This is a genomic window from Streptomyces sp. NPDC017979 (assembly GCF_044328175.1).
Lineage (GTDB): Bacteria > Actinomycetota > Actinomycetes > Streptomycetales > Streptomycetaceae > Streptomyces.
Map to the genome: position 1 here is coordinate 278,479 of NZ_JBIRGU010000005.1, position 12,543 is coordinate 291,021.

Here is a 12,543-nt window from a genome sequence, read left to right on the forward strand (position 1 = left end):
CCCGCGCCCCTAAATGCCCTCGCCGTTTCCCTTGCGGGGGTGTTGGTCTGTGCGGCCTCGTGGTGGGCTGGTCGCGCAGTTCCTCCGGGGGGACCCCACCTACGCCGAGGGCGTGGTGGTACCCCCAGCGCCCCTGTTTCGCTTGCCCTGACACTTGCCTGCCGCCCGGGGGGGGGCTCCTGGGGGGATGCGTGGGAGCCCTGTCCATCACGCCGCCGGGATGCGGGGGAGTTTTTAGGGGCGCGGGGAACTGCGCGACAAGCCCACCACCGGGTCGCAGGAGGCAATGGTCCGACAGGGAAACGGCGAGGGCACTTTGGGCCCTGGGGCCTGGGGCCGCCCTCCGGCGGTGAAGGCGCATGCGTCGGCATGGGCTAGCGCTTGGGCGTCGGGATCGCGCCGGACGGCAAAGGGGGCAGGTCGGTGTGGGCGACCTCGTAGCCGCCCTTGACCACGGGGGCGAAGGGCGCGGGGGCGAGGCAGGTCCCCACGCCCCCGTCGGGGCGGCCGTCGACGTTGACGACGCCCCAGCTGAAGCCGAGCCGGTCCGGTCGGCCGTGCTCGCCCTGCTGGATGCTGATGCCGACGCGCTTGCCGTCCTCGCCGGTGTTGGACTTGCGGACGACCGCGGAGAGCGTGGCCGTCTTGCCGCCCGTGACCAGGCAGTCCACGTCGGCTATCGCCCACCCGGTCCGGTCGGTGTCCGGGTCGTAGTGGCTGAACTTGAGGGTGCCGTCGGCGTCGGTCGGCAGGCCCTTCGGGGCGCCGGGGACCGGGTCGGTGAAGGGGGTGGCCTTCGCGTCGACCGAGAAGCGGATGGTGTCGTTGGCGGAGTACGAGAAGTAGATCTGCGCGGAGCCGCGGACGCTCGCGACGTCGGCCGCCTTCTGCGGCTCCCACTTCTGCGGCTCCCACTTCTGGAGCTTCGCCGGCTGCGCGGGGCCGGCGTGCGCGGTGGTGGCGGTGGCGATGCCGTCGAGCAGCGCGGTGGCGACGCCGAGGGCGGCGACGGTGCGGGTGGTGGCGGTGAAGCGCATGGCTGACTCCTGTGCCGAGGGGCGTACCGGTGACTGCGGTGCTCGTGGACGCGGTGCTCGTAGAGCTGCTTGCTGGCACCGCTGCTTGAACGATCACCAGCCTCGTCGTCCGCCCCCGTCCACGGCCATCCACCGATCGGTAGAAAGAACGGGCGCCTTGGGTGGATGCGCTCTGCCGATCGGGGGATGCGGCGGCCGCGGCCCGCCCCCGTACGCTGACGATCACGCACAGGGGATCGGGGGATCCCAGCGGATCAGGGGATCGGGGGAGGCCCGTGGAATTGGCTGCCGGCGCACCGCCGTGGAGCGCGGTCGTCGCCCTGCCCGCCGTCGCCGGCGCGGCGGTCGTCGTGTGGGCGCTGCTGAGGGTGCGCAAGGCCCCGGACGTACGGGCCCGGCTCGCCGCCCCGACCGCGGTGTGCGCCCTGGCCTCGTTGACCTCCACCGTCACGTCCGTCGCCGTCGGCGCGACCGCGGGCGGCGTGGGCACCGCCGGGGAGACCCGCGGGTACTGGAGCCTGGCGGAGGCCGGCGTACTGCTGCTGTTGATCGTGGCCGTGGTCCGCTGGTCGCCGGCGCGGGAGCGGCGGTACGCGGTCGCGCTCGCCGGGTTGGCGGTGGTGGTGTGGCCCGCGGCCCTGATCGAGGGGGCGTTCCTGGAGCGGGTGGGCGCGGCGGCGTTCTGGCTGCTGCCGGTGGCGGGCGCGGTGGCGACGGGCACGTATCCGCGGTTGGCGGCCCGGCGGCGCGCGGATGAGGTCGCCCGTGCTCGGCGTGCCCAGCGGCTCCAGCTCTCGCGCGACCTGCACGACTTCGTGGCGCACGACGTCAGCGGGATCGTGGTGCAGGCGCAGGCCGCGCTGTTCGTCGCGGCGAGCGACCCGGCTCAGGCGGTGCCCGCGCTGGAACGCATCGAGCGCGCCGGGCTGAGCGCGCTGGCGGCGATGGACCGTACGGTCGCGCTGCTCGGCGACGCCTCTGACGCCTCCGACTCTGATGCCTCCGACTCCGACGCCTCCGACGAGTCCGACGCCGCGTCGCGGGCGCTTCCCGGGCTCGACGCGCTGCCCGCGCTGGTTGCGGAGTTCGGCGCGACGGGCGGCCTGGACGCCCGCCTTGAGGTGTCGCCGGCCGCGGCCGACGCACTGCCGCGGGAGACGGGCACGGTCGCGTACCGCGTGGTGGTGGAGGCACTGACGAACGTACGCCGGCATGCGCCCGGCGCGCGTCGGGTGGACGTACGGGTCGTCCGGACGGCCGCAGCGGTCGAGGTCAGCGTCGTCAACGGCCCGGGCGCGGGCGGTCGGCGGCCGCTGTCGTCGCGCCGGGCGCGCGGCAGCGGCGGCCTCGGCATCCCCGCGCTCACCGAACACGCCGCGGCCGCCGGCGGCGCCCTCGCCGCGGGTCCGACCGCGGACGGGGGTTGGCGGCTGGCCGTCACGTTCCCCGACGCCTTCCCCCCGCGCCCGACGGACCCGCACCGGAAAGCCCCGCACCCGAGAGAGTCGCCGTGACCACCCGAATCCTCCTCGCCGACGACCAGGACGACGTCCGCCACGGCTTCCGGCTGATCCTCGACTCCCAGCCCGACATGACCGTGGTCGGCGAGGCTGCGGACGGCCTCACCGCGGTCGATTCGGCCCGCGAACTCCGGCCCGACCTGGTCGTCGCGGACATCCGCATGCCCGGCCTGGACGGCCTGGAGGTCACCCGCCGACTGGCCGGCCCCGGCGTCGCGGACCCGGTGCGGGTGCTGGTGGTGACCACGTTCGACCACGACGACTACGTCCGTACGGCCCTGCGGGACGGGGCGTGCGGCTTCCTGCTGAAGCGCTCAGGCCCCGGGCTGCTGATCGAGGGGGTGCGGGCGGCGATGGCGGGGGACGTGTTGATCAGCCCGCAATTGACGGTGCGGCTGCTGAGCGGGGCCGGGCCCGAGGAGGCGGCCGGCCCGGGGGAGGCGTCCCCGCTGACGGCGCGGGAGGAGGAGATCGCCCGGCTGGTGGCCGAGGGCCTGACGAACGCGGAGATCGGCGCGGCGCTGTTCATCGCCGCGGGCACGGTGAAGACGCACGTCGCGAACGTCCAGACGAAACTGGGAGCGCGGAACCGCGTGGGCATCGCGGCCTGGTCCTGGTCCCGGGCGCGTTCGCGGTAGCGCCGCGGCGGGCGATGAGTTTGTGCCCGCCGCACGGTCCAACCTCGGAGAAGCGTCCTTTCAGCGGCCGAAGTGAGTGGTGCTCGATGAAGCTGGTTGTGCAGCAGTTCCTGACGCTCGACGGCGTCTCCCAAGGTCCGGGGTCCCCGGACGAGGACACCAGCGACGGATTCACCGCGGGCGGCTGGTTCGTACCGCACTTGGACGAGGAGTTCGAGCGGCTGGCCACCCGGTGGCTCGGCGAGGCGGACGCGTTCCTGTTCGGCCGGCGCACGTACCAGAACTTCGCCCGGGACTGGCCGAAGATGACCGACCACCCCGGCGCGAGCATCCTGAACGGCCTGCCGAAGTACGTGGCCTCCCGCACCCTGACCGAGGCCGAGTGGAACCCGACCACGATCCTCTCCGGCGACGTCCCCGCCCAGGTGGCCGAAGTGAAGCGGCAGCCCGGCCGGGAACTCCAGATCCACGGCAGCGCCCGCCTGGCCCAGTCCCTGCTGGCCGCGGGCCTGGTCGACACGTTCCGCCTGGCGATCGCCCCGGTCGTGGTCGGCCAGGGCCGCCGCCTCTTCCCCGCCGGCGGCGCCCCGGCCGGCCTCCGCCCCGTCAGCCACGAGACGACTCCCGGCGGTCTGACGGTGCACGTCTTCGAGTCGTCGGGCCGCCCGGAGTACGGGACGTACGGCGCGGACGCGTAGCGGCCCGGACCGGTCCGCAGCCCCTGCGCACCGGCGGCGACTGACCGGCGGTCGCGCCGACGACCGGATTGCGCCCGCTCCGTACGGGCGCGGCGGAACGGCGACTCCACCGTCGCTCCTCGCGCATGCGGAACACCCGCACCGCATGCGCGAGACTGGGACGCATGGCCATTCACGAGAACCTGCTCGGGGGACCCCCTCCGACCCACCTGCCCGACGACCCCGCGCCGCGCGAACTGCTCGCCTCCGGGGTCGACCCCTCCGAGGTCGCCGCGAAGTACCCGACGTCGTCCCTGGCCTGGGCGCAGCTCGCGGACGACGCGTTCGCGAAGGGGCGGGCCGTCGAGTCGTACGCGTACGCCCGGACGGGGTACCACCGCGGGCTGGACGCGCTGCGGCGCAGCGGCTGGAAGGGGCACGGGCCCGTGCCCTGGGAGCACGAGCCGAACCGCGGTTTCCTGCGGGCCCTGAACGCGCTCGCGCGCGCCGCGGGTGCGATCGGGGAGCAGGAGGAGTACGAGCGCTGCGCGACGTTCCTGCGGGACTCCTCGCCGCTCGCCGCGGACACCCTCGACGCGAGCCCGACCGGCTGAGCCGGGACGACGCCGTAGGGCGTCGTACGCGCCTTGCGCCCGGGTAGCACCCCGTACGACCGCCGCCGTCACCCGGACGGCCCCGCGCCCGACCCGTGCCCGACGATCTTCAGGACGCAGATGCCTGGAGGGGGCACGGGTCAGCGCCTAATATGCGCCGTAGGGGACCGGGGCTCCCAAGCCAACAGGAAGGAGCGGACCGCTACCCGGACAGTCAGGAGACAGCGATGTCCCAGTCCGCAGCAGCCGCCGCGCATGACGCGCGGGACGCGACCGCCCTCCCGCACCTGGATTTCGCGGGTACGACTCCTTACGAGGACTACGTCCAGGCCGACGTCCTCACCCACCTCCAGCGCACCCTCTCCGACGACCCCGGAGAGATGGTCTTCCTGGTCACCACCCAGGTGATGGAGCTGTGGTTCACCGTCATCGTCCACGAGTGGGAGACCGCGACCGGCGCCCTGCGCGAGGACCGCGTCCCGGTGGCGATAGACGCCCTGAAGCGCTCCGTGCGCGAACTGGAGGCGCTGAACGCCTCCTGGCGACCCCTCGGACAGCTCACGCCCGCGCAGTTCAACGCGTACCGCAGCGCGCTCGGCGAGGGGTCCGGCTTCCAGTCGGCGATGTACCGGCGCATGGAGTTCCTGCTCGGCGAGAAGTCCGCGTCCATGCTGGTGCCGCACAGGGGCGCGCCCCGGGTGCACGCCGAACTGACGGCGGCGCTCGCGCAGCCGAGCCTGTACGACGAGGTGCTCCGGCTACTCGCCCGGCGCGGCAAGGCGGTGCCGCAGGCCGTGCTGGAGCGGGACCTCTCGCAGCGGTACGACGCGGACGCCGGCGTCGAGGCCGTGTGGGCGGAGATCTACGCGAACCCCGACGCCGAGGGCGAACTGCTCCGCCTCGGCGAAGCGCTCACCGACGTCGGCGAACTGGTGTGGCGCTGGCGCAACGACCACCTCGTGGCGACCCGGCGCGCCATGGGCGCGAAGCCCGGCACGGGCGGTTCCGCCGGTGTGGCCTGGCTGGAGAAGCGGGCCCGCAAGAACGTGTTCCCCGAGCTGTGGACGGCCCGTAGCCATGTCTGAGACCACATCCGAGACCACATCCGAGACCGCCTACGAAGGCACTCGCCCGCTGCGGGAGCGCGCCGTCGAGCTCGACGCCGTCGACCCGCTCGCCGCGAAGCGCGACCTGTTCGCCCTCGACGACGACGTCGTCTACCTCGACGGCAACTCGCTGGGCGCCCTGCCCGCGCACGTGCCCGCCCGGGTCGCGGACGTCGTCCAGCGCCAGTGGGGCGAACTGCGCATCCGCTCCTGGACGGAGAGCGGCTGGTGGACCGCGCCCGAGCGGATCGGGGACCGGATCGCGCCGCTGGTCGGCGCGGCGCCGGGGCAGGTCGTGGTCGCCGACTCGACCAGCGTGAACGTCTTCAAGGCGGTGGTGGCGGGCGTGCGGCTGGCGTCCGCGGACCCGCGCCGTACGGACGTCGTCGTCGACGCGACGACGTTCCCCACGGACGGGTACGTCGCCGAGTCCGCGGCCCGGCTGACCGGGCACCGGATCGTGCCGGTGGACCCCGCGGACCCCGCCGCGCTGCGGGCCGAGCTCGGCCCGACGACCGCGGTCGTCCTCCTCAACCACGTCGACTTCCGCTCCGGCCGGCTGCACGACCTTCCGGCGCTGACGGCGGCGGTGCACGACGCCGGCGCGGTCGCGGTCTGGGACCTGTGCCACAGCGCGGGCGCGCTGCCGGTGGGGCTGGACGCGCACGGCGTGGACCTCGCGGTCGGCTGCACGTACAAGTACCTGAACGGCGGTCCCGGCTCCCCGGCGTTCCTGTACGTCGCCGAGCGCCACCAGGCCGCGTTCGACTCGCCGTTGCCCGGCTGGAACTCCCACGCCGACCCGTTCGCGATGAGCCGCGACTACGCGGCGGTGGACGGTGCCCGCCGCGGCCGGGTCGGCACGCCCGACATCCTCTCCATGCTGGCGTTGGAGGCGGCGCTGGACGTGTGGGAGGGCGTCACGATCGAGGAGGTGCGGGCGAAGAGCCTGGCGCTGACGGACTTCTTCCTGCGGTGCGTGGCGGAGTACGCGGGCGGGGCGTCGGTGACGTCGGTTGCGCAGGTGACGCCGGTTACGCCGGCGGAGCACGCGGCCCGCGGCAGCCAGGTCGCGCTGCGGTGCGGGGAGGCGCCGGTGGTCATGGAGCGCCTGATCGCCCGCGGCGTGGTGGGCGACCTGCGCCGCCCCGACCTCCTGCGCTTCGGCTTCGCCCCGCTGTACGTCTCGTTCGCGGACGCGGAACGCGCGGCGTCGACCCTCGCGGAGGTCCTGGCGGAGCTGCGCGCCTGACGGGAGCGGTGCGCTGTGGGGGGCGCCCCTGTGCCTTTCGGGCAACGGGGCGCCCCTCGGTGCCCGTGACTTGCTCGCCGTTTCCCTGCGGGTGCGTTGGTCCCTGCGAACAGCCCACCACCGGCCCGCGGGCGACAATCTGCCTTTCGTGTCACAGCGGGTGGGGGCTTTGGGGCGCGGGGGACTGCGTGAACGATCACGGACAGCCCGCGGAGAGCGAACGCACCCGCAGGGACGCGGCGCGCGCGGGCCGAGGCGCACCGGGACGTGCTCGCGGGTGGGGCCACCGCAGGGGACTGGTAGCGTCCCCGCTGGTCAGATAGTTTCCGCGGTAAGTCCGCGGCTCCTTCGGAAGGTTGGGCCCCGCATGCCGGAGGCAAACGCGTCGGACCCGAGCGCCGCCGCCGCGGCCCGTGACGCCGTCGAGTCGGCGTCCGCGTTCGCCCACCCCGCCGTCGCGCCGGACGCGACCGCGGCGTACGGCGAGCACCCCGACCAGCTCGTCGACTTCTACGCGCCGCGCGACGTCCCGACCGAGGGCGCGCCGCTCGTCGTGCTGCTGCACGGCGGGGCGTGGCGGACGCCGTACGACCGGGTGCACGTGAGTCCGTTCGCGGACTTCCTGGCGCGGCGCGGCTTCGCGGTCGCGAACGTGGAGTACCGCAGGGGGCGGGAGGGCGCCCTCCCGCAGCAGCGGGCCGCGGGACAGGCCGCCCCCGTCGCGGGGCGCTGGCCGGAGACGTTCGACGACGTCGCCGCCGCGATGGACGCGCTGCCGCGCCTCGCCCCGCCCGCGCTGCCCGGCGTCGACCTGCGGCGCACGGTGGTGACCGGTCACTCGGCCGGTGGCCAACTCGCCCTGTGGGCCGCGGCCCGGCACGTACTGCCGGCGGACTCGCCGTGGCGACTGGCGCGGCCGCCGGTGCTGCGCGGCGTGGTGGCGCTGGCCCCCATCGCGGACCTCGCGCTCTCCGTGGAGTTGGACGTGTGCGGCGGCGCCGTGGGCCAACTCATGGGCGACGCAGCGGACTTCGCGCAGCGGTCCGCCGCCGTCGACCCGGCGCTGCTGCTGCCGACCGGCATGGCGACGACCGTGGTGCACGGTCGCGACGACATCGTCGTCCCGGTCGCGGTCTCGGAATCCTTCGTCACGGCCGCGGCGAAGGCGGGAGAGACGGTGGGACTGACGCTGCTGGAGGACGTCGGCCACTTCCCGTTGATCGACCCGGCGACGGATGCGTGCGCGGTGGTCATGGAGGAGCTCGCCCAACTGGCCTGGTGACCCGCGGGCAGGTCGTCGTGCCGCGCCCGCTTGCGGACCGCAGTTGTCCGCAAGGCTTCCTACGGTGAAGCCATGACGAATCTTGTGGCAGGAGCGACCGGTACCGTCGGACGACAGGTCGTCGCCGAGTTGTTGCGCCGCGGGCACGCGGTCCGCGCGCTGACCAGGGACGCGGCGCGGGCCGACTTCCCCGACGGCGTCGAGGTCGTGGAGGGCGACCTGACCGACCCCGACACGCTGGTGGACGCGCTCAAGGGCGTGACCGGGCTCCATCTGATCACCTTCGGCGGGGAGTACCTGGTGCCCCTGGACACCGGGCCCCGCATCGTGGAGTTGGCGCGGGCGGCCGGGGTGCGGCGGGTCACCGTGCTCAACGGCGGCGGCGAGACGCCGTTGGAGAACGCGGTGCGCGCCAGCGACCTGACCTGGACCGTGGTCATGCCGGTGGAGTTCATGGCGAACGCGCTCGGCTGGGCCGACGGCGTCCGCGCACGGGACGAGGTGCGCGAACCCTTCGTGGACCGGCTCAGCGCGATGGTCCACGAGGGCGACATCGGCGCCGTCGCGGCGGTCGCGCTCACCGAGGACGGGCACGGCGGCCGGACGTACCTGTTGAGCGGGCCCGAGGTGCTGACCGTGCGGGACAAGGTGGACGCGCTCGCCGCGGCCCGCGGACGGGCGATCGGCCTGGTGGAGTTGAGCGAGGCGGAGGCGCTGGCCGACTGGCGGGCGGCCGGGCACTCGGACGAGGTCGTCGACTTCCTGTTGGAGGTCTACCGGGACACCCCCGAAGTCGGCCGTACGGTCAACCCCACCGTCGAGCAGGTGACGGGCCGCCCCGCCCGCACCTTCGCGGAATGGGCCCGCGACCACGCCGACGCGTTTCGCGCCTGAACTGTTGAAGAGTTGAGGGCTGAGGAGGCGAGCGCCAAACAGCCGAGAACCAAACAGCCGAGTACCAAACGGCCGAGCGCCAAACAGTTGAGCGGTGGCGAGCGGCAACTGAGTGGCGATCAGTAGGCGGTGAACGGGGTGGGTGAGGGAAAGATCCGGCCGACTATCACGGCGTGATAGCCGGCGGTGAATCCGGCCCGCCCCGCTCGTCGTCGAGGTCACGCACTGTGCCCCGGTGACGACCCGCCGCGTTGGCCAAAAACCGCTCCCACCTGGCCAAATGATGAAGAGAATATGAAGCAAAGTTCTATGCCCGATGAAAGGAACCCTTAAGTCATTTCGGCGTAAGGTCCGGGAGAGCACGGAATTCACCTCGAAGGAGTTCCCTTGAGCCCTCGCATCCTGGTCGCCGAGGACGACGCCAAACAGGCGTCGCTGATCCGCGTCTATCTGGAACGCGAAGGCAACGAGGTCCACCTCGTCTCCAACGGCAGGTCCGCCATCGACCACGCCCGCGCGCACCGGCCCGACCTCATCGTGCTGGACGTGATGATGCCGCTCGTGGACGGGCTCGATGTCTGCCGCGTCCTGCGCGCCGAGTCCCAGGTCCCGATCCTGCTGCTCACCGCGCGCACCACCGAGGAGGACGTCCTGCTCGGACTGGACCTCGGGGCCGACGACTACATGACGAAGCCCTACAGCCCGCGGGAGTTGGCGGCACGGGTCCGGGCGCTGCTGCGGCGCTCCCGGGTCTCTTCCGGCAGCGCGGCGGACCTCCCCGGCGGGATCGTCGGCGGCGACGACATGGTGATCGACCCGCACCGGTTCGAGGTGCAGATATCCGGGGAGGCGGTGCCGCTCACCGCCAAGGAGTTCGCGATCCTCCAGGTGCTCGCGCTGGAGCCGGGGCGGGTGTTCACCCGGCGGGAGATCATCGAGCGGGTCTTCAGCGTGGAGGAGGGCGTCCTGGAGCGGACCGTGGACGTCCACGTGGTCAACCTGCGGCGCAAGTTGGAGGCGGACGGCCGCCGGCGGCGCTTCGTGGAGACCGTGTACGGACGCGGCTACCGCCTGTCGGTGCGGCACGTGTCCATGCCGCAGCGGTGAGCTTCCGGCTGCGGGTCGTGGGGCTGCTGGTGGTCGTGGCGGTGGTGGCGGCGGCCTCCAGCGCGACGCTGACGTGGCGTCAGGCCAAGGACGAGTTCAAGCGGAACACCACGGCGGACATGGCCCTGATCGACTCGATCGCCGACAGCCTGAAGGACTACGCCTTCTCCCACGGCACCTGGACGGGCGTCGGCCCGCGGGTGCTCAGGCTCTCCGACGACACGGGCCACCGCATCCGGGTCTCCATCGGCAAGGACGTGCTGGTCGCCGACTCGGACGTGCTCAGGGGGCGTTCGCCCCGGAGCATCAGCCCGCGGCCGGCGGCCACCGTCGATCCGATGCCCCGGATGGTGCTGACCTACGACAGGACGTCGATCGCTCGCGCCGATCGGACCCTGGCCCAGATCGCCGACTACGAGACGACCGTGCACATGCTGACGTGCCTGAGCACCATCGGGCACCCGCTCAAGGCCGCACCGGACAAGTTCGGCAATCCGGTCCTCCTCGAAGGGTGGGTGTACGAGGAGAAGTGCCACACGGCGGTCGAGCGGATGCGGGCCCGGCCCGACGCCTTGGTGTCGCCCAAGGACCGCAAGGTCGCGTTCCAGTGCCTCGGCTTGGACCCCAAGGCCCGGGAGCGCCTCAACGACTGTCTCCAAGAGGCGTTCCGCAAGGGAGTGCAGGACGTCGCACCCCCGCGCCTCGACGTGTACGTGGGCGAGGGCAACACGCCCCCGTTCCGGCTCTCCACCGCCCCGGTCGCCGGTCTCGCCGCCGGCGTCGCCGTCGTCGTCGCCCTCGCCGCCATCCTCCTCACCAGGACCGTCCTGCGTCCCGTCCGCACCCTCACCGCCGCGACGAGTTCGCTGGGGCAGGGGGACCTGGGACGGCGGGTGCCCGTCGAAGGGCGGGACGAGATCGCCCGGCTCGGCCGCGCCTTCAACCGGATGGCCGGCTCCATCCAGGCCGGCGAGGAGCGACAGCGCCGGCTCACCGGGGACGTGGCGCACGAGTTACGCACCCCGCTCGCGAACATCCGCGGATACGTGGAGGCGTTCCAGGACGGATACCTGGAGCCCACCCCGGAGCTGTTGGCCTCCCTGCACGAGGAGGTGATGCTCCAACAGCGCATCGTGGACGACCTCCAGGACCTGGCGCTCGCGGAGGCGGGTGCCCTGACGTACCACTTCTCCGCCGTGGACCTGGGCGAGTTGCTGGAGACGTGTCGCGTCGCGCACCGGGCGCGCGCCGAGGAGGCGGGGGTGCGGCTGGAGGTGTCGGTCGGCGCCCGGGCGGTCGCGGTCTGCGCCGACCCGTACCGGCTGCGGCAGGCGGTGGGGAACCTCGTCAGCAACGCCGTACGGGCCACTCCGCCCGGCGGCGCGGTCACCCTGGAGCTCGCGGAGGACGGGGAACGCGCGCTGGTGCGGGTGCGGGACACGGGCGCCGGGATACCCCAGGAGCACCTGCCGCACCTCTTCGACCGGTTCTGGCGCGGGGACGCGTCGCGCGGCCGGCGGACCGGGGGGAGCGGGCTGGGGCTGTCGATCGTGCGGCAGATCGTCCGGGACCACGGGGGGTGGGTGGACGTGACGAGCACGGTCGGCGCGGGGACCACGTTCACGGTGACGCTGGAGAGCCTCTGACGGCGACGAGCGACGGCAACAGAAGGCGGCAACAGAAGGCGGCAACAGAAGGCGGCGTCGGCAAGGCGGCGACGGCGTCGGCGATGCGCGACGGCAAGGCGGCGAAGGTCACGGCGCCGACGTCCGCTTCGGTGCCGCACGCGCCCGTTGCGTACGTCTCCCGAACCCCCTGCGCCCCGGCACGCCCCGCCGTCCGCGAATCCGCCCCGCAGACCTCAATTCCCGAAGAGTTCCTCCCGGCGCTCGCGCCACCGGTCCATCATCAACGGCAGTTCGGTCTTGATGAACTCGAAGAACGCCAGCGTCTCCGCCAGCCGCTGCCCGGCCGGGGTGTCCCGGCCCAGCGACGTCACGCCGTCGCGCATGGTGTCCTCCCAGCGCTTGATGATCTGCTCGCGGCTGGCGATCGCCTCGTACCACTGGTCCGAGTGGACCCGGTAGCGCTCCCGCCGCGAGCCGGGCTCGCGCTCGCGCGTGAGCATCGCGACGTGGGAGAGGTAGCGCACCGCGCCCGACACCGCGGCCGGGCTGACCTGTAGCTGCTGCCCGATCTCCGTCGAGGTCATCACGCCCCCGTCGGAGACGAGGATCGCGGCGAACACGCGCGCGGGCATCCGGGCCATGCCGGCGTCCACCAACTGCGCGGCGAAGCGTTCGACGAACGCGGAGACCGCCGCTTCGTCGCGCTGCTCGCCCTGCTTCTGCTCCATGGCTCGGCCTCATCTCCCCTGGTCGCCGTCCCCATGCCGTCGCCTCCCGACTTTATACGG

Annotated in this window: 12 protein-coding genes; 10 read left to right on the forward strand and 2 right to left on the reverse strand. The window is 73.2% G+C overall.

The window, feature by feature from the left end; genetic code table 11:
• Positions 1–374: 374 nt before the first annotated feature.
• Positions 375–1,037, reverse strand: a complete 663-nt coding sequence (locus tag ACH4E8_RS16820) for a hypothetical protein (RefSeq protein ID WP_398448765.1) — start codon at positions 1,035–1,037, stop codon at positions 375–377.
• Between the two features lie 275 nt (positions 1,038–1,312).
• On the opposite strand from ACH4E8_RS16820, the gene ACH4E8_RS16825 reads away from it, so the two are divergent.
• The 10 genes from ACH4E8_RS16825 (at position 1,313) to ACH4E8_RS16870 (ending at position 11,773) form a co-directional block, all read left to right on the forward strand.
• A complete protein-coding gene (locus ACH4E8_RS16825; protein ID WP_398448767.1) occupies positions 1,313–2,551 on the forward strand; it encodes a sensor histidine kinase in 1,239 nt (412 codons plus the stop codon).
• A complete protein-coding gene (locus ACH4E8_RS16830; protein ID WP_398448770.1) occupies positions 2,548–3,195 on the forward strand; it encodes a response regulator in 648 nt (215 codons plus the stop codon). The genes ACH4E8_RS16825 and ACH4E8_RS16830 overlap by 4 nt, the downstream gene beginning before the upstream one ends.
• 86 nt (positions 3,196–3,281) lie before the next feature.
• Positions 3,282–3,893, forward strand: a complete 612-nt coding sequence (locus ACH4E8_RS16835; RefSeq protein WP_398448772.1) for a dihydrofolate reductase family protein — start codon at positions 3,282–3,284, stop codon at positions 3,891–3,893.
• A gap of 164 nt (positions 3,894–4,057) precedes the next feature.
• On the forward strand, positions 4,058–4,486 hold the full coding sequence (locus tag ACH4E8_RS16840; RefSeq protein ID WP_398448774.1) for a DUF3151 domain-containing protein: 429 nt from the start codon (positions 4,058–4,060) through the stop codon (positions 4,484–4,486).
• Positions 4,487–4,713: 227 nt separating this feature from the next.
• A complete protein-coding gene (locus tag ACH4E8_RS16845) occupies positions 4,714–5,571 on the forward strand; it encodes a tryptophan 2,3-dioxygenase family protein (protein WP_398448776.1) in 858 nt (285 codons plus the stop codon).
• A complete protein-coding gene (kynU, locus tag ACH4E8_RS16850) occupies positions 5,564–6,844 on the forward strand; it encodes a kynureninase (protein ID WP_398448778.1) in 1,281 nt (426 codons plus the stop codon). Before ACH4E8_RS16845 ends, kynU begins: the two co-directional genes overlap by 8 nt.
• 367 nt (positions 6,845–7,211) lie before the next feature.
• Positions 7,212–8,126 carry an alpha/beta hydrolase family protein gene (locus ACH4E8_RS16855; protein ID WP_398448781.1) on the forward strand — a complete coding sequence of 305 codons (915 nt, stop codon included), beginning with the start codon at positions 7,212–7,214 and terminating at the stop codon, positions 8,124–8,126.
• Positions 8,127–8,198: 72 nt separating this feature from the next.
• Complete coding sequence (locus ACH4E8_RS16860; protein WP_398448782.1) at positions 8,199–9,020, forward strand: NAD(P)H-binding protein; 822 nt, start codon at positions 8,199–8,201, stop codon at positions 9,018–9,020.
• A 387-nt stretch (positions 9,021–9,407) separates the two neighbouring features.
• Positions 9,408–10,127 carry a response regulator transcription factor gene (locus tag ACH4E8_RS16865; protein ID WP_398448784.1) on the forward strand — a complete coding sequence of 240 codons (720 nt, stop codon included), beginning with the start codon at positions 9,408–9,410 and terminating at the stop codon, positions 10,125–10,127.
• Positions 10,124–11,773: a sensor histidine kinase gene (locus ACH4E8_RS16870; protein ID WP_398448787.1), complete on the forward strand. Its 1,650-nt coding sequence runs from the start codon at positions 10,124–10,126 to the stop codon at positions 11,771–11,773. The genes ACH4E8_RS16865 and ACH4E8_RS16870 overlap by 4 nt, the downstream gene beginning before the upstream one ends.
• 215 nt (positions 11,774–11,988) lie before the next feature.
• Here ACH4E8_RS16870 and ACH4E8_RS16875 read toward each other — a convergent pair whose 3' ends face one another.
• Positions 11,989–12,483 (reverse strand): GbsR/MarR family transcriptional regulator, encoded by a 495-nt coding sequence (locus ACH4E8_RS16875; RefSeq protein WP_398448789.1) that lies wholly within the window; start codon positions 12,481–12,483, stop codon positions 11,989–11,991.
• Positions 12,484–12,543: the final 60 nt, after the last annotated feature.

Coding starts and splice junctions, on each gene's coding strand:
- ACH4E8_RS16820 (WP_398448765.1), bottom strand. CDS start 1,037: ATGCGCTTCACCGCCACCACCCGCACCGTCGCCGCCCTCGGCGTCGCC.
- ACH4E8_RS16835 (WP_398448772.1), top strand. CDS start 3,282: ATGAAGCTGGTTGTGCAGCAGTTCCTGACGCTCGACGGCGTCTCCCAA.
- ACH4E8_RS16840 (WP_398448774.1), top strand. CDS start 4,058: ATGGCCATTCACGAGAACCTGCTCGGGGGACCCCCTCCGACCCACCTG.
- ACH4E8_RS16845 (WP_398448776.1), top strand. CDS start 4,714: ATGTCCCAGTCCGCAGCAGCCGCCGCGCATGACGCGCGGGACGCGACC.
- kynU (WP_398448778.1), top strand. CDS start 5,564: ATGTCTGAGACCACATCCGAGACCACATCCGAGACCGCCTACGAAGGC.
- ACH4E8_RS16855 (WP_398448781.1), top strand. CDS start 7,212: ATGCCGGAGGCAAACGCGTCGGACCCGAGCGCCGCCGCCGCGGCCCGT.
- ACH4E8_RS16860 (WP_398448782.1), top strand. CDS start 8,199: ATGACGAATCTTGTGGCAGGAGCGACCGGTACCGTCGGACGACAGGTC.
- ACH4E8_RS16875 (WP_398448789.1), bottom strand. CDS start 12,483: ATGGAGCAGAAGCAGGGCGAGCAGCGCGACGAAGCGGCGGTCTCCGCG.